The sequence below is a fragment of the Pseudomonas sp. CVAP#3 genome, assembly GCF_018986375.1.
Lineage (GTDB): Bacteria > Pseudomonadota > Gammaproteobacteria > Pseudomonadales > Pseudomonadaceae > Aquipseudomonas > Aquipseudomonas helvetica.
In genome coordinates this window covers 65,371-81,008 of the sequence record NZ_JAHMSC010000009.1, presented here as the reverse complement: position 1 = coordinate 81,008, position 15,638 = coordinate 65,371, and the positions used below count along the sequence as shown (strand labels likewise).

Sequence of the window (15,638 nt, the reverse complement as noted above, 5' to 3'; positions counted from 1 at the left end):
TAACGTTACGGGCAGCGCTGGGTCGCGCTGTCCTCAAGCTAAGGTTGAAGATGATGCGGAGCAAGGTGACAGGTGCGCAGCGTTGGGTCGTGAAGATCGGCAGCGCTTTGCTGACGGCTGACGGCAAGGGTCTGGATCGCGCAGCAATGAGCGTCTGGGTTGAGCAGATGGTCGCGCTGCATGAGGCGGGTGTCGAGCTGGTGCTGGTGTCCTCGGGGGCGGTAGCGGCAGGCATGAGTCGCCTTGGCTGGACCGCACGACCCAGTGCGATGCACGAGTTGCAGGCGGCTGCAGCCATCGGTCAGATGGGGTTGGTGCAGGCCTGGGAGTCGAGCTTTGCCGAGCATGGTCGGCACACGGCGCAGATTCTCCTGACTCACGATGACTTGTCCGATCGCAAGCGTTACCTCAATGCCCGCAGCACCTTGCGAGCGCTGGTCGATCTCAAGGTCATTCCGGTGATCAACGAGAACGATACGGTGGTCACCGACGAAATCCGTTTCGGTGACAACGATACGCTGGCGGCGCTGGTGGCCAACCTGGTCGAGGCTGACCTGTTGGTGATCCTCACTGATCGTGACGGCATGTTCGACGCCGATCCGCGCAACAACCCTGATGCCAAGCTGATTTACGAAGCGCGCGCCGATGATCCGGCGCTGGACGCGGTCGCGGGCGGCACCGGTGGTGCGTTGGGTCGTGGCGGTATGCAGACCAAATTGCGTGCGGCGCGTCTGGCGGCGCGTTCGGGGGCTCACACGATCATCGTGGGTGGGCGTCTTGAGCGTGTGCTGGATCGTTTGAAGGCGGGCGAGCGCATCGGCACCTTGCTGTCGCCTGAGCGCGGCCTGCTGGCAGCGCGCAAGCAGTGGCTGGCGGGGCACTTGCAGACTCGCGGCACGCTGGTGCTGGATGAGGGGGCGGTCACGGCGTTGTCTCGGGGTAATAAAAGTCTGCTGCCGGTTGGCGTCAAGCTGGTTCAGGGCAGCTTCCGTCGCGGTGAAATGGTGGTGTGCGTGGCGCCGGACGGTCGTGAGATTGCCCGTGGTTTGGCCAACTACAGTGCGCTTGAGGCGCAAAAAATCATCGGTCAATCGTCTGAGGCGATTGTCGGTTTGCTGGGTTACATGGCGGAACCGGAGCTGGTTCACCGCGATAACCTGATTCTGGTTTAAGGAAAACGCGAATGCGCATGGCAAAAGGATTGTTGGGGTTGCTGTTGGCGATGCCGTTGCTGGCATCGGCGGAAGAAATCGGTCAAGTATCGACGGTGTTCAAATTCGTTGGGCCGAATGACCGCATCGTCGTCGAGGCCTTTGATGATCCGAAGGTCGATGGCGTGACCTGCTACCTGTCGCGAGCCAAGACGGGCGGCGTGAAGGGTGGTCTGGGGTTGGCCGAGGATCGGTCGGAAGCGTCCATTGCTTGTCGTCAGGTCGGCCCGATCAGCTTCAAGGGTGAGCTCAAGGATGGCGAAGAGGTGTTCAAGGAGCGCACATCGCTGGTGTTCAAGACCATGCAGGTGGTGCGTTTCCTCGACAAGAAGCGCAATACCCTGGTGTACCTGGTCTACAGCGACCGCCTGATCGAAGGCAGTCCGCAGAATGCCGTGACCGCGATTCCGATTTTGCCGTGGGCGCACGCTCAGTAATCTGACGCAAATCCAGCGTGGGGGCGAGCAGGCTCGCTCCCGCTTTTTTTGCATTGCATTCACTAAATCGCAGGCAATAAAAAACCGACCCTGGGGTCGGTTTTTTAATGAGCGTGTCGCTTAGGCAGCAGCGGCAACGTTCAGAGCCTTGACGTGGCCATTCAGGCGGCTCTTATGACGAGCAGCTTTGTTCTTGTGGATGATGCCTTTATCGGCCATACGGTCGATAACTGGCACGGCCAGAACGTAAGCGGCTTGCGCTTTTTCAGCGTCTTTTGCGTCGATGGCTTTAACTACATTCTTGATGTAGGTACGAACCATGGAACGCAGGCTGGCGTTGTGGCTGCGACGCTTCTCAGCCTGTTTTGCACGTTTTTTGGCGGAAGGTGTGTTGGCCACCGTCGAGCTCCTCGAAAGACTTTTTAGGAAATAGCAAACAAAATAGGCCGCGAATCATGCCGATGAGTTGAAGTCTTGTCAAGGGCGGGTGATGCGTTCCGCTGAGTGGTCGATCTAAAGAGGCGGGATATTTATTTCCGGCGCTTGACCTGTAAACTCGCGAGCTTTGGCTCTGTGCTGTTGCGGCGCGGAGTATCGCATAAGTGGGCGGTTTGTTCGCCTGCTGTTTATCGACAGGCAAAAACTCTTCAATGAACCTGCTTAAATCGTTGGCCGCCGTCAGCTCTATCACGATGCTTTCCCGGGTTCTGGGGTTCGTCCGTGACACGCTCGTCGCACGCATATTTGGCGCCGGGATGGCCACAGACGCCTTCTTTATCGCCTTCAAACTGCCCAATCTGTTGCGGCGAATCTTCGCCGAAGGGGCGTTTTCCCAGGCCTTTGTGCCGATCCTGGCGGAATACAAAAGTCAGCAGGGCGAGGAGGCGACACGAACTTTCATCGCTTACGTGTCGGGCTTGCTCACGCTGGTACTGGCGCTGGTCACGATTCTGGGGATGGTCGCGGCGCCCTGGGTCATCTGGGCAACGGCCCCGGGGTTTACCAATACGCCGGAAAAATTCCAGCTGACCTCCAGCCTGTTACGAGTGACCTTTCCTTATATATTGCTGATCTCGCTGTCCTCGCTGGCCGGGGCGATCCTCAATACCTGGAACCGTTTTTCGGTGCCGGCCTTCGTGCCGACGCTGCTCAACGTCAGCATGATCGTCTTCGCATTGTTCCTGACGCCGTACTTCGATCCGCCGGTAATGGCTCTGGGCTGGGCGGTGCTGGTCGGTGGCCTGGCGCAATTGCTCTATCAACTGCCACACCTGAAGAAAATCGGCATGTTGGTGTTGCCACGCCTTAATCTGCGCGACACCGGTGTCTGGCGCGTGATGAAACAGATGCTGCCGGCGATCCTCGGGGTCTCGGTCAGCCAGATTTCGCTGATCATCAACACCATTTTTGCCTCGTTTCTGGTGGCGGGTTCGGTGTCCTGGATGTATTACGCCGACCGCCTGATGGAGTTGCCATCCGGCGTTCTCGGTGTGGCTTTGGGCACGATTTTGCTGCCGACGCTGGCAAAGACCTACGCCAGCAAGGATCGCCACGAATACTCGCGTATTCTCGATTGGGGGCTGCGCCTGTGCTTCGTGCTGGTGCTGCCGTGCTCGCTGGCGTTGGGGATTCTGGCGGAGCCGCTGACTGTTTCGCTGTTCCAGTACGGTCAATTCAGCGCATTTGATGCCTCGATGACCCAGCGCGCCCTGATTGCCTACTCGGTCGGTCTGCTCGGGATTATCGTGATTAAAGTGCTGGCGCCGGGGTTCTATGCGCAACAAAACATTCGTACGCCGGTGAAAATCGCGATTTTCACGCTGGTCGTCACTCAGCTGTTCAACCTGGCCTTGATCGGCCCGTTGAAACACGCAGGGCTGGCTTTGGCCATTAGCTTGGGTGCATGTCTCAACGCCGGTCTGTTGTTCTATCAATTGCGCAAACAGAAGATGTATCAGCCACAGCCGGGCTGGGGTCTGTTCGGGCTCAAGCTGGTGATCGCGGTGACGGTGATGTCCGCAGTCTTGCTGGGGGCGATGCATTTCATGCCGGCCTGGGGCGAAGGGCACATGCCGGCGCGCTTCCTGCGTCTGGGGGCTTTGGTGGGTGCAGGTGTGGTGACCTATTTTGGTATGTTGGCGTTGATGGGCTTCCGTCTGCGGGACTTCAATCGCAAGGCGTTGAGCTGAAGACGCGGCATCAATAATCGCGGGTCGGGCGCCAGTTTTGTCGGTTCGATCACTTTGGGTTACGGTGTTGCCTGTTGTCGGCCGCCGGGTGTGGTTATAATCGACCACTTTATGAGCAAGAAGCGCGTTATGCAGCTGGTTCGAGGCCTCCACAATTTGCGCCCCCAGCATCGGGGCTGTGTCGCCACTATTGGCAACTTTGACGGTGTTCACCGTGGTCACCAGGCGATCCTGGCCCGACTGCGTGAGCGTGCGCTCGAGTTGGGTGTACCCAGCTGCGTGGTGATTTTCGAGCCGCAGCCGCGTGAGTTTTTCGCCCCGGACACGGCTCCAGCCCGTCTGGCGCGCTTGCGCGACAAGCTGCAACTGCTGGCCGACGAAGGTGTCGACCGAGTTCTGTGCCTGGCCTTCAATCATCGTTTGAGCAAGCTCAGCGCCGCCGAGTTCGTCGACACCATTCTGGTCGATGGCTTGGGCGTGCAGCATCTGGAGGTCGGTGACGACTTCCGTTTCGGCTGTGATCGGGTAGGGGATTTCGATTTCCTGCTACAGGCCGGGGCCGTTCAGGGGTTCACCGTCGAAGCGGCGCAGACCGTTGAACTGGACGGGTTGCGTGTCAGCAGCACCCAAGTGCGTAATGCCTTGGCCGCCGCTGATTTTACCTTGGCCGAGCGCTTGCTCGGCCATCCGTTCGGGATTGCCGGGCGGGTCCTGCACGGGCAGAAGCTGGCGCGCCAATTGGGTACGCCAACCGCCAACGTGCAACTCAAGCGTCGTCGTGTACCGCTGACCGGGGTTTACCTGGTGAGCGTCGAAGTCGACGGCAAGACCTGGCCGGGCGTCGCCAATATTGGTGTTCGGCCAACGGTTGAAGGTGATGGCAAAGCCCACCTTGAAGTCCATATTCTAGATTTTGCCGGCGATCTGTATGACCGGCGTTTGACGGTGGTTTTCCACCACAAGCTGCGCGAAGAGCAGCGTTTCGCCTCTCTGGAGGCGCTTAAGACGGCGATCAATGCGGATGTCGCCGCCGCCCGTGCCCTAGCCGCACCTAGCGCCAATCGCTAATGAAGAGCCTTAAATGACCGACTATAAAGCCACGCTAAACCTTCCGGACACCGCCTTCCCAATGAAGGCCGGCCTGCCTCAGCGCGAACCGCAGATTCTGCAGCGCTGGGACAGCATTGGCCTGTACCAGAAGTTGCGTGAGATTGGTAAGGATCGTCCGAAGTTCGTTCTGCACGACGGTCCTCCGTACGCCAACGGCACCATTCATATCGGTCATGCGCTCAACAAGATTCTCAAGGACATGATCATCCGCTCGAAGACCCTTTCGGGTTTCGATGCGCCTTATGTTCCGGGCTGGGACTGCCACGGTCTGCCGATCGAGCACAAAGTCGAAGTGACCCACGGCAAGAACCTCACGGCGGATAAAACCCGTGAGCTGTGCCGTGCCTACGCCACCGAGCAGATCGAAGGCCAGAAGTCCGAGTTCATCCGCCTGGGTGTGCTGGGTGACTTCGCCAACCCGTACAAGACCATGGATTTCAAGAACGAGGCCGGCGAAATCCGTGCCTTGGCTGAAATCGTCAAGGGTGGTTTCGTGTTCAAGGGCCTCAAGCCTGTGAACTGGTGCTTCGACTGCGGTTCGGCCCTGGCTGAAGCCGAAGTTGAATACGAGAACAAAAAGTCCTCGACCATCGACGTGGCGTTCCCGATTGCCGACGAAGCCAAACTGGCTGCCGCCTTCGGCCTGCCATCGTTGGGCAAACCGGCTTCGATCGTGATCTGGACCACCACCCCGTGGACCATCCCGGCCAACCAGGCGCTGAACGTTCACCCAGAGTTCAACTACGCCCTGGTCGACGTCGGCGACAAACTGCTGGTGCTGGCTGAAGAGCTGGTCGAGTCGTGCCTGGCTCGCTACAACCTTGAAGGTTCAGTCATCGCCACTGCCACTGGCGCGGCGCTGGAACTGATCAACTTCCGTCACCCGTTCTACGATCGCCTGTCGCCGGTTTACCTGGCCGAGTACGTCGAACTGGGCGCCGGCACTGGCGTGGTTCACTCCTCGCCGGCCTACGGTGTAGACGACTTCGTGACCTGCAAAGCTTACGGCATGGTCAACGACGACATCCTCAATCCGGTGCAAAGCAACGGCGTTTACGTGCCGTCGCTGGAGTTTTTCGGCGGCCAGTTCATCTGGAAGGCCAACCCGGCTATCGTCGACAAGCTGACGGAAGTTGGTGCGCTGCTGCACACCAGCATCATCGAACACAGCTACATGCACTGCTGGCGTCACAAGACCCCGCTGATCTACCGCGCTACGGCGCAGTGGTTCATCGGCATGGACAAACAGCCGGCAACTGGCGACACCTTGCGCAAACGCGCGATAAAAGCCATCGAAGACACCAAATTCGTACCGGCCTGGGGCCAGGCGCGCCTGCATTCGATGATCGCCAACCGTCCGGACTGGTGCATCTCTCGTCAGCGCAACTGGGGCGTGCCGATCCCGTTCTTCCTGCACAAGGAAAGCGGCGAACTGCATCCACGTACCGTGGAACTGATGGAAGAGGTCGCCCAGCGCGTCGAAGTCGAAGGTATCGAAGCCTGGTTCAAGATGGATGCGGCCGAGCTGCTCGGTGACGAAGCGCCGCAGTACGACAAGATCAGCGATACCCTCGACGTCTGGTTCGATTCGGGCACCACGCACTGGCACGTCCTGCGCGGTTCGCACCCGATGGGCCACGAGAACGGTCCGCGTGCCGACCTGTACCTGGAAGGTTCCGACCAACATCGTGGCTGGTTCCATTCTTCGCTGTTGACCGGTTGCGCCATCGACAACCACGCGCCGTACCGCGAACTGCTGACCCACGGTTTCACCGTCGACGAAGCCGGCCGCAAGATGTCCAAGTCCCTGGGCAACGTGATCGCGCCACAGAAAGTCAACGACACCCTGGGCGCCGATATCATGCGCTTGTGGGTGGCTTCGACCGATTATTCGGGTGAAATGGCGGTTTCCGACCAGATCCTGCAACGCAGTGCGGACGCCTACCGGCGTATCCGTAACACCGCGCGCTTCCTGCTTTCCAACCTGACCGGTTTCAACCCGGCCACCGACATCCTGCCGGCAGAAGAAATGCTCGCGCTGGATCGTTGGGCCGTGGACCGTACCTTGCTGCTGCAACGCGAGCTGCAAGAGCACTACGGTGAATACCGTTTCTGGAACGTCTACTCCAAGGTGCACAACTTCTGCGTGCAGGAGCTGGGCGGTTTCTACCTCGACATCATCAAGGACCGTCAGTACACCACTGGCGCCAACAGTAAGGCCCGCCGTTCGGCGCAAACCGCGCTGTTCCACATCTCCGAAGCGCTGGTGCGCTGGATCGCGCCGATCCTCGCCTTCACCGCTGATGAGCTGTGGCAATACCTGCCGGGCGAGCGCAATGAATCGGTCATGCTCAACACCTGGTACGAAGGCCTCAGCGAGTTGCCGGAAGGCTTCGAACTGGACCGCGCCTACTGGGAGCGGATCATGGCGGTCAAGGTCGCGGTCAACAAGGAAATGGAAATCCAGCGTGCGGCCAAGGCCGTGGGCGGTAACCTGCAAGCCGAAGTGACGCTGTTTGCCGAAGAAGCGCTGAGCGCCGACCTGGCCAAGCTGAGCAACGAACTGCGCTTCGTGCTGATCACCTCGACAGCCAGCATTGCACCGTTCGTGCAAGCGCCGGCCGACGCGGTTGAAACCGAAGTCAGCGGTCTGAAACTCAAAGTGGTCAAGTCGAGCTTTGCCAAGTGCGCCCGTTGCTGGCACTGCCGCGAAGACGTTGGCGTGAACCCTGAGCATCCGGAAATCTGCGGTCGTTGCGTCGACAACATCAGCGGCGCTGGCGAGGTTCGTCACTATGCCTAATGCTGCTAGCCGTTTCGGACGGCTGAGCTGGCTTTGGTTGAGCGTGCTGGTTCTGGTCATTGACCAGGCCAGCAAGTTCCACTTCGAAAGCTCGCTGACCATGTACCAGCAAATCGTGGTGATCCCTGATTACTTCAGCTGGACCCTGGCCTACAACACAGGCGCGGCCTTCAGTTTCCTGGCTGACAGCTCCGGCTGGCAGCGCTGGTTGTTTGCCCTGATCGCGGTCGTGGTCAGTGCGGTGCTGGTGGTCTGGCTCAAGCGTCTGGGGCGCAATGACACCTGGCTGGCGATTGCGCTGGCACTGGTGCTCGGCGGCGCGCTGGGCAACCTGTACGACCGCATTGCCCTGGGCCATGTGATCGATTTCATTCTGGTGCATTGGCAGAACCGCTGGTATTTCCCGGCGTTCAACTTTGCCGACAGCGCCATCAGCGTCGGGGCCGTGATGCTCGCGCTGGATATGTTCAAAAGCAAGAAGACCGGAGAAGCCGTTCATGACTGAACAGGTATTGGCTGAGCAACGCATCGGCCAGAACACGGAAGTCACTTTGCACTTTGCATTGCGCCTGGAGAACGGCGACACCGTCGACAGCACCTTCGACAAAGCCCCGGCGACCTTCAAGGTCGGCGACGGCAACCTGCTGCCAGGTTTCGAAGCTGCGCTGTTTGGCTTCAAGGCGGGTGACAAGCGTAATCTGACGATTCAGCCAGAAAACGCCTTTGGCCAGCCCAACCCGCAAAACGTGCAGATCATCCCGCGTTCGCAGTTCCAGGATATGGAACTGTCCGAAGGCCTGCTGGTGATCTTCAACGATGCGGCGAATACTGAGCTGCCCGGTGTGGTCAAGGCGTTCGATGATGCTCAGGTGACCATCGACTTCAACCACCCGCTGGCTGGCAAGACATTGACCTTTGACGTAGAAATCATCAACGTCAAAGCGCTGTAACCTGTAGGAGCTGAGCTTGCTCGCGATGAGGGCCTGACATTCAACATTGATGTTGACTGACAATAAGTCATCGCGAGCAAGCTCAGCTCCTACAAATGATCTAATTTCTTGCGCGCAAGACACGAGGCACAGCATGCAAATCAAACTCGCCAACCCCCGTGGCTTCTGCGCCGGCGTGGACCGGGCGATCGAAATCGTCAACCGCGCCCTGGAAGTCTTCGGGCCGCCAATCTATGTGCGCCACGAAGTGGTCCACAACAAATTCGTCGTTGAAGACCTGCGTGCACGCGGGGCAATCTTCGTTGAAGAACTGGATCAGGTGCCGGACGACGTCATCGTGATTTTCAGCGCCCATGGGGTTTCCCAGGCCGTTCGCACCGAAGCGGCAGGCCGTGGTCTGAAGGTCTTCGATGCGACTTGCCCATTGGTGACCAAAGTGCACATCGAAGTGGCGCGCTACAGCCGCGACGGTCGTGAGTGCATCCTGATCGGCCATGCCGGTCACCCGGAAGTCGAAGGCACCATGGGCCAGTACGACGCCAGCAACGGTGGTGCGATCTACCTCGTCGAAGACGAAAAGGACGTTGCCGCACTGAATGTGCGCAATCCTGAAACACTCGCCTTCGTCACGCAGACCACCTTGTCGATGGACGACACCAGCCGTGTGATCGATGCCTTGCGCACTCGTTTCCCGGCCATTGGCGGCCCACGCAAGGACGACATCTGCTACGCCACGCAAAACCGTCAGGACGCGGTAAAGCAACTGGCTGACGAATGCGACGTGGTGCTGGTGGTCGGCAGCCCGAACAGCTCAAACTCCAACCGCTTGCGCGAGCTGGCGGAGCGCATGTCTACCCCGGCGTACCTGATCGACGGTGCCGAAGACATGCAGCGCAGCTGGTTCGATGGCGTCGAGCGTATCGGCATCACCGCCGGGGCCTCGGCACCGGAAGTGCTGGTTCGTGGCGTTATCGAGCAATTGCAGGCCTGGGGCGCTACCGGCGCCGATGAACTGGCCGGTCGCGAGGAGAACATCACCTTCTCCATGCCCAAAGAGCTACGCGTTCGCTCCCTGCTCTGATTCCTCACCTCCCGCACACAAGGCCTGCTCGGCCTTGTCGCTGCGCAGGCTGACGCGGCCGCTTCTGGACAGCACCACCTGGTGATGACTGACCGGCTCGCGGTCCGCGCAGATGTGCAACGTCCCGGCCTGAAACGCACCGCCGGGCATCAGCGGCTCGCCGAGGCTGCTGAACCGTACAAAACTCCTCACCGGCCGATTGCCCACAATCGGCACCACGACGCTTGTCTGGCGCTCGAGCAACAGCGGGTTACTGCTGTCCTGATGACCCTCGCCACTAATGTCCAGAATGATTCGCCAGCCTTGACCCCAATCGTCGTTCAACGCGTGGATGACAAGGGTCTGATTGCGCAGGATGGCCTCGGTGCGGGCATTGCGCATGCCACTGGCGAGCGTTTGTGCCGCGGTCTCACGTCGTACTGATTGTGTGTACTCGCTGAGCACCGGACTGACCTGGTGCAGAACGATCGCTGCGATCGCCAGTCCGATAAGCAGTTCGATCAGGCCGAAACCCTTCTGATGCATGACATCTCCTTCCCTGGAGAGGGCGCTGGTTTGTGCAATGAGTGTGAAAACACCCCGACGGTCACCGGTTGAATGTTCTAGCTTGTTACAGCTAGGTGTAGTCGTTGGCAGCGGAGGGCAGCGATGAATCATCGTACAAAAGGTTTCACGTTGGTCGAGTTGCTGGTGATCCTTGCGGTCATGGCGATTCTGCTTACCCTGGCGGTACCGGCGTTCAACAGTTCTATACAGAACGCCAAGGCCGATACCGAAATCAGTGATCTGCAGCGAGGGCTCAATTACGCAAGATTGGAGGCGATCGACCGGGGTATCACCACGCGCATCCGGCCAACCGCTGGCGGCAGCGTCTGGACCGGGGAGTTGACGGTGTACGACAGCACCGGCTCGCCGGCGAATGTATTGCGGGTTATTCCGGCAATGAGCAGCGGCGCCACTCTGACGCTAACCTCTGGAGTGACCAGCATCGATTTCAACAACTTGGGTGGGTTGTCGGCACCGGCCACGGCAGTGCTGTTCAATTACGTATCAGGGGCGCAGAGCCGGACGCTCAGCGTGTGTTTAAACGGACGGATTGTCTTGGGTGGAAGCTGCGGATGACAGGAGCGGGATCGCGTGCACAGGACGGCATGACACTGATCGAAGTGTTGGTTGCGCTGTTGATTCTGAGCGTAGGGCTACTGGGCGCGGCGGCGACTCAGCTGAATGCGCTGAAGTACACCGACAGCTCGCTGATGACCAGCCAGGCGAGCTTTATCGCCTACGACATGATGGACCGGATTCGCGCCAATTCGGGGGCCGACTACACCGTCACGCCGCCGACCTCGGGTAATTTGAATGTCACCCGGGATCAGGACCTGTATGACTTCACCACCAATATCACCAACTTCGGCGGCCCGACCGCTACGGGCAGCATCACCCTGAACCAGCGGGTGTATACCATCACCATCACCTGGGATGATTCGCGCGCAGCAGCCGCCAGTTCGACCCGCAGCTTTGTCCTGAGCAGTCGCGCTACCGTCGATCCGCTGGTGACGCCATGAACCGTTCTTCCCGAGGGTTTGGTCTGATCGAACTGATGATCGCCCTGGCGATCAGCCTGATCGTGGTGCTCGGCGTGGCGCAAATTTTCATCTCGGCGAAAAGCACCTACATCAGCCAGAACACCTCTGCCGGGATGCAGGAGGATGCGCGGTTTGTCCTGAGCAAGATGATTCAGGAAATCCGTATGGTCGGCATGTTCGGTTGCCTGGGGACGATTACCGATGCAAGCTCGGCCGGTGACTTCAGTGCCAACCAGATCACTCCGATCAGTTGGGATAACACGGCGCTCAAACTGACCCTGGTGACTTCGGATGTCGGCGGTAACGGTGGCGCGCCAACCTGGACCGTGGTGTCTGACTGCCGAACCAGCGCAACAGCCTACACCGGGGCGCACACCCCGGCAGCCGGGCAACTGGCGTTTCCGATCCGGCGGTTGGCCTATAGCCTCAGCAATGGCCAGATCCTGATGACCACGGGCACCGCCGGCGCATCGGCGGTACTGGTGAACAACGTCAGTGCCTTCAACGTGACCTTCGGCATGGCCACCAGCGCCACCGATGTTGCCGCGTCGAGTTACAGCAGCAATCCGACCGACCCGACGCGAATCCGCAGTGTGCGCTTGACCCTGACCCTGACGGACCCCAAAAACCGTGTGCGCAATCAGACCTTCAACGTGGTTGCCGCCTTGCGCAACCGGTTGATGTAGAGGAGATGCCGATGATTCTTTCTCCCCTCAAGGCACACGCCCAGCGCGGCATGGCGCTGTTGATGAGCCTGGTGTTTCTGCTGTTGTTGACGCTGATCGGTATCTCGTCGATGCAGAACGCCACGCTCCAGGAAAAAATGGCCGGCAGCGTGACGCTGCGCAATCAATCTTTCCAGGGCGCAGAGGCAGCGTTGCGGATCGGTGAAAGCGCCGTACAACTGAGCGCATATACCCTGGCGGCATGTGCCAATACCACCCAGTGTGCCCCGCCGGCCGAATCTTCAGTGATCACGGCCGCGGGCTTCAACGCCACCTCCGGGGTGACCTGGATCGCTGCCGGCAGCGGCTTTTATGGCGTACAGAACATCGGCACCACACAGGGCGCAGTGAATATTCCGAGCAACACCTCGGCGACGCTCTATCGGGTCACCGCCGTCGGGTTGGCGGGTACTTCGCGCAGTGTGGTGGAGAGCATCTATGCGAAATACTGAGGCTCGTCGTCGGGAGCCGCGCCATTGGTTGACGCAGTTAGCCTGCGGCTGGCTGCTGGGTCTTTATCTGGCCGCTCCGGCGTATGCCTTCACGCCATCGGATTCACCGCTGCTCGGCGCGTCGGCTGTCGCGCCAAACGTGATGCTGCTGCTCGATGATTCGGGGAGCATGAACAGCATCATCTATGCTCCCGGTTTTGACCCGACGGTGTCGCGGACCCCGGCCAAGCAATGCAATGCGTTTTTCGGGTCGTGTTTTAGTGGGTCAGACATCGTCGGCGATCCGATCTTTCTGTCCAGCCTGCCGACGTCCGGTTGTTCCAACGGTTACTACGCGTTCTACAACAACAGCACCACGCCGTTGTGCCTCAAGCTCCCCGACCCGGTGGGCAACGGCAATACCCGTTATTACGACGACTACATCTCCTACGTGGTAAGCCTGGCCAACGGTAAGAACCGTGACTTTACCGACGGCTCGATACCCAACGACTACCGCATCAACGTGGCGCGCAACGTTTCCACTACGTTGGTTACCAGCAACCGCTCACTGCGTATTGGTCTTGCGACCTTCAATCCCCCGGCCAACAACGACCCCGGGAATGGTGGATATATCGCCCGCTCCATCAGTGATCTGGCGCCGGTCAGCGGCAGCGTGACCCAGGCCCAGGCCGATGCGAACTACAACGCACTGATTTCTGCCATCAATAGCTTAAGCGCGGTAACCAACACCCCGCTGGCGGAAACCTACTATGAGATCACCCGCTATTTTCGCGGGATGACGCCCTACTACAACTCGACACCGAAAACCTATGCCAGCCCGATCCAGTATCGCTGTCAGAAAAATTACGGCGTAGTCATAACCGATGGCTTGCCAACCTACGACCGAACGTTCCCGAACAACGACCCTTTGGGCGGTAAAAATCTGCCCAACTGGGACGGGATCAACAATGACGGCAATGACCTCAACGGTGATGCCGAAGGCGATACTCTGTACCTGGATGACATTGCCAAGTTCGCCTTCGATATAGACATGCGCTCCACCGGCACCGACGCGGCAGGCAAAAGCTGGGCATCGACGGACTTCCCCAAGCAATACATGAACACCTACACCGTGGGTTTTACCGCTGCCAACCAGATGTTGTCGGATGCGGCCAACTACGGGCAGGGCAAGTATTATCAGGCAACCGACAGCGCCAGCCTCAACGCTGCGTTATCGGCAGCCTTGAGCGACATCACTGCCAAGGCCGGTTCGGGTGGCAGCGGCGTCACCAGCAGCAACACGGTGGCCAGCGGTTCCAGTTATTACCAGACCAGCTACGATCCCAAGGACTGGCGCGGCACCATCAAATCCTTTGGTTTCACCGCAAGCGGCACCGTGAACACCGCCTCCGTGCTGTGGACCACCGACACAGCCATCGTCCCCGGTGCGACGGCACCGACCTATCAGTCCTGGAACACCACGACCAACGCAGTGGTCACTCTGGCCTACGGCAACTTCTCCAGCACCCAGCAAACCAGCCTCAGCCAGAACCTGCCGACCGGTATCAGCGGCAGCGATCTGGTGGAGTGGAGCAAGGGCACCAATAAAGCCGGCTTGAAGACCCGTACCGTGCTGCTGGGGGACATCATCAACTCGCCATTGACGCTGGCATCGCCCACTGACAAAACTGCTTCGGACCTGGCCGGCAGCACCAGTTACAGCACGTTCCTGACCAGCAAGGCCGCGAACATGAACACCAGCCTGGTGGTGAATGCCAACGACGGCTTCGTGAATGTCATCAACGCCGGCAACGGTGCGCGGCGCTACGGCTACATGCCTTCCAGCGTGCTGTCGTCGCTGCATTTCATCGCCGATACCGCCTACATCAATGGCACCAGCCACAAGTTTCTCAACGATGGCCAGGTTGGCGTGTTCGATGCCCAGCTCAACAGCGCCTGGAAAACCCTGGCCCTGGGTGGCGTGGGGGCGGGCGGCAAGACCTTTTACGCCGTGCAGCTGTTCGATGGGACGGCGGGGAACGTGACCAATGCCTTGTGGGAAATCAGCGCACCGACCACCGCCAATACCGCGAACGCTTTCAATGACCTGGGTTATGCCTACGCACGGCCGGAAGTGGCACGCTTGGCCGATGGTCGTTGGGCGGCCTTCATCTCCAATGGCTACGGCAGCAATTCGGGTGTTGCCGCGCTGTACGTGGTGGATATTCGCGACGGTTCGCTGATCAGGAAAATCGTTATCGACAGCACCGAAACCACCAATGGCCTGTCATCGGTCAAGCTTAAGGTCGACTCGCAAAGCATTGTGCAGGCGGCCTATGGCGGCGATTTGAAAGGCCGGTTGTGGAAGTTCGACTTGAGCAGCTCGAACCCCGCCAGCTGGGGCGTGGCCTTTTCCGGTAAGCCGCTATTCACTGCACCGGGCGGCGCGACGCAGCCGATCACTGCGCAACCGTTGCTGGCGGACCATCCGATCAACGGCAAAGAGGTGTTTTTCGGCACCGGGAAATTCAACGAGACTGCTGACAAGCTCAGCAAGGACCTGCAAGCGTTCTATGGGGTGTGGGATGCCGATGGAGGCTCGGGGCAGATCAGCGTGTCGAGCTTGCAGGCGCAGGCTGTGACCGGGGTCTTCACGGGGACCGCCGGGGGGCAGTTCATCACTACCTCACAGAACCCCGTGACCTATCCGGCGCAGAACGGCTGGTACTTGCCGCTGGTGTACAACAATGCCCTGACCGGTGAACGGGTGATCAACCAGGCAGCCCTGGTGCTTGGGCGAATTGTATTTACCACGGCCAGCATCGACACCACGGATCCCTGTTCGAGCTTCGGCACCGGCAAACTGGTCGAACTCGATGCGTTCAGCGGTAAGATGCTCAACTATGCGGTGCTCGACACCAATGGCGATGGCCTGGTCGACACGAACGACACGATCTCCAGCGGGGTGATTTTTACCGGTGGTATTCCGACGCTGAATGCGATCGTCAACAGTGCGGCCCGTAAAATCGTGAACGACTCCAGTGGCGGCATCACCACTCTGGTTGAAAAATCCGGCGGCGGCAGCCGTCGAATCATGTGGCGACAAATACAGTAA

The 15,638-nt window shown here is 59.5% G+C and carries 15 protein-coding genes; 13 read left to right on the top strand and 2 right to left on the bottom strand.

The features are described 5' to 3' along the window. Positions 1 to 53: 53 nt before the first annotated feature. Together proB and KRR23_RS16945 are read left to right on the top strand one after the other, a co-directional pair. Positions 54 to 1,172 carry a glutamate 5-kinase gene (gene proB / locus KRR23_RS16950; RefSeq protein WP_054595513.1) on the top strand — a complete coding sequence of 373 codons (1,119 nt, stop codon included), beginning with the start codon at positions 54 to 56 and terminating at the stop codon, positions 1,170 to 1,172. A gap of 11 nt (positions 1,173 to 1,183) precedes the next feature. After that, positions 1,184 to 1,648, top strand: a complete 465-nt coding sequence (locus tag KRR23_RS16945) for a CreA family protein (protein ID WP_019691618.1) — start codon at positions 1,184 to 1,186, stop codon at positions 1,646 to 1,648. 120 nt (positions 1,649 to 1,768) lie between these two features. Here KRR23_RS16945 and rpsT read toward each other — a convergent pair whose 3' ends face one another. Continuing rightward, positions 1,769 to 2,047, bottom strand: a complete 279-nt coding sequence (gene rpsT, locus KRR23_RS16940; protein WP_003185593.1) for a 30S ribosomal protein S20 — start codon at positions 2,045 to 2,047, stop codon at positions 1,769 to 1,771. A 251-nt stretch (positions 2,048 to 2,298) separates the two neighbouring features. On the opposite strand from rpsT, the gene murJ reads away from it, so the two are divergent. From murJ to ispH, 6 genes are all read left to right on the top strand, one after another. Further along, entirely contained in the window at positions 2,299 to 3,837 is a 1,539-nt protein-coding gene (gene murJ, locus KRR23_RS16935) for a murein biosynthesis integral membrane protein MurJ (RefSeq protein ID WP_216743436.1), read from the top strand. A 129-nt stretch (positions 3,838 to 3,966) separates the two neighbouring features. Next, on the top strand, positions 3,967 to 4,905 hold the full coding sequence (ribF, locus tag KRR23_RS16930) for a bifunctional riboflavin kinase/FAD synthetase (RefSeq protein ID WP_216743435.1): 939 nt from the start codon (positions 3,967 to 3,969) through the stop codon (positions 4,903 to 4,905). 13 nt (positions 4,906 to 4,918) lie between these two features. Next, positions 4,919 to 7,750 carry an isoleucine--tRNA ligase gene (ileS, locus tag KRR23_RS16925; protein WP_054595516.1) on the top strand — a complete coding sequence of 944 codons (2,832 nt, stop codon included), beginning with the start codon at positions 4,919 to 4,921 and terminating at the stop codon, positions 7,748 to 7,750. Then, complete coding sequence (gene lspA / locus KRR23_RS16920) at positions 7,743 to 8,255, top strand: signal peptidase II (RefSeq protein WP_019691622.1); 513 nt, start codon at positions 7,743 to 7,745, stop codon at positions 8,253 to 8,255. The genes ileS and lspA overlap by 8 nt, the downstream gene beginning before the upstream one ends. Positions 8,256 to 8,262: 7 nt before the next feature. Beyond that, a complete protein-coding gene (gene fkpB, locus KRR23_RS16915) occupies positions 8,263 to 8,700 on the top strand; it encodes an FKBP-type peptidyl-prolyl cis-trans isomerase (protein WP_173860013.1) in 438 nt (145 codons plus the stop codon). Positions 8,701 to 8,833: 133 nt separating this feature from the next. Beyond that, a complete protein-coding gene (ispH, locus tag KRR23_RS16910) occupies positions 8,834 to 9,781 on the top strand; it encodes a 4-hydroxy-3-methylbut-2-enyl diphosphate reductase (RefSeq protein WP_103319409.1) in 948 nt (315 codons plus the stop codon). Here ispH and KRR23_RS16905 read toward each other — a convergent pair. Beyond that, the gene (locus KRR23_RS16905; RefSeq protein WP_216743434.1) at positions 9,758 to 10,306 is read right to left on the bottom strand and encodes a GspH/FimT family protein; all 549 of its coding nucleotides are present in this window, start codon (positions 10,304 to 10,306) and stop codon (positions 9,758 to 9,760) included. The two genes, ispH and KRR23_RS16905, sit on opposite strands and share 24 nt — an antisense overlap. Before the next feature lie 123 nt (positions 10,307 to 10,429). Between KRR23_RS16905 and KRR23_RS16900 the strand changes: the two genes are divergently transcribed. Genes KRR23_RS16900 through KRR23_RS16880 form a run of 5 tightly spaced genes read left to right on the top strand, consistent with a single transcriptional unit; the run spans position 10,430 to position 15,638 of the window. Beyond that, positions 10,430 to 10,903: a GspH/FimT family pseudopilin gene (locus KRR23_RS16900; protein ID WP_054595520.1), complete on the top strand. Its 474-nt coding sequence runs from the start codon at positions 10,430 to 10,432 to the stop codon at positions 10,901 to 10,903. Beyond that, complete coding sequence (gene pilV, locus KRR23_RS16895; protein WP_216743433.1) at positions 10,900 to 11,346, top strand: type IV pilus modification protein PilV; 447 nt, start codon at positions 10,900 to 10,902, stop codon at positions 11,344 to 11,346. The genes KRR23_RS16900 and pilV overlap by 4 nt, the downstream gene beginning before the upstream one ends. Continuing rightward, positions 11,343 to 12,053: a PilW family protein gene (locus tag KRR23_RS16890; protein WP_216743432.1), complete on the top strand. Its 711-nt coding sequence runs from the start codon at positions 11,343 to 11,345 to the stop codon at positions 12,051 to 12,053. Before pilV ends, KRR23_RS16890 begins: the two co-directional genes overlap by 4 nt. Positions 12,054 to 12,064: 11 nt before the next feature. Then, a complete protein-coding gene (locus tag KRR23_RS16885; protein ID WP_216743431.1) occupies positions 12,065 to 12,544 on the top strand; it encodes a PilX N-terminal domain-containing pilus assembly protein in 480 nt (159 codons plus the stop codon). Further along, positions 12,531 to 15,638: a pilus assembly protein gene (locus tag KRR23_RS16880; protein WP_216743430.1), complete on the top strand. Its 3,108-nt coding sequence runs from the start codon at positions 12,531 to 12,533 to the stop codon at positions 15,636 to 15,638. The genes KRR23_RS16885 and KRR23_RS16880 overlap by 14 nt, the downstream gene beginning before the upstream one ends.

Excerpts from the sequence above, each read along its gene's own strand:
- KRR23_RS16885 (WP_216743431.1), top strand. The coding sequence starts at position 12,065 with ATGATTCTTTCTCCCCTCAAGGCACACGCCCAGCGCGGCATGGCGCTG.
- KRR23_RS16880 (WP_216743430.1), top strand. The coding sequence starts at position 12,531 with ATGCGAAATACTGAGGCTCGTCGTCGGGAGCCGCGCCATTGGTTGACG.
- ispH (WP_103319409.1), top strand. The coding sequence starts at position 8,834 with ATGCAAATCAAACTCGCCAACCCCCGTGGCTTCTGCGCCGGCGTGGAC.
- proB (WP_054595513.1), top strand. The coding sequence starts at position 54 with ATGCGGAGCAAGGTGACAGGTGCGCAGCGTTGGGTCGTGAAGATCGGC.
- KRR23_RS16900 (WP_054595520.1), top strand. The coding sequence starts at position 10,430 with ATGAATCATCGTACAAAAGGTTTCACGTTGGTCGAGTTGCTGGTGATC.
- KRR23_RS16945 (WP_019691618.1), top strand. The coding sequence starts at position 1,184 with ATGCGCATGGCAAAAGGATTGTTGGGGTTGCTGTTGGCGATGCCGTTG.
- lspA (WP_019691622.1), top strand. The coding sequence starts at position 7,743 with ATGCCTAATGCTGCTAGCCGTTTCGGACGGCTGAGCTGGCTTTGGTTG.
- murJ (WP_216743436.1), top strand. The coding sequence starts at position 2,299 with ATGAACCTGCTTAAATCGTTGGCCGCCGTCAGCTCTATCACGATGCTT.
- pilV (WP_216743433.1), top strand. The coding sequence starts at position 10,900 with ATGACAGGAGCGGGATCGCGTGCACAGGACGGCATGACACTGATCGAA.
- KRR23_RS16890 (WP_216743432.1), top strand. The coding sequence starts at position 11,343 with ATGAACCGTTCTTCCCGAGGGTTTGGTCTGATCGAACTGATGATCGCC.
- ileS (WP_054595516.1), top strand. The coding sequence starts at position 4,919 with ATGACCGACTATAAAGCCACGCTAAACCTTCCGGACACCGCCTTCCCA.
- ribF (WP_216743435.1), top strand. The coding sequence starts at position 3,967 with ATGCAGCTGGTTCGAGGCCTCCACAATTTGCGCCCCCAGCATCGGGGC.
- KRR23_RS16905 (WP_216743434.1), bottom strand. The coding sequence starts at position 10,306 with ATGCATCAGAAGGGTTTCGGCCTGATCGAACTGCTTATCGGACTGGCG.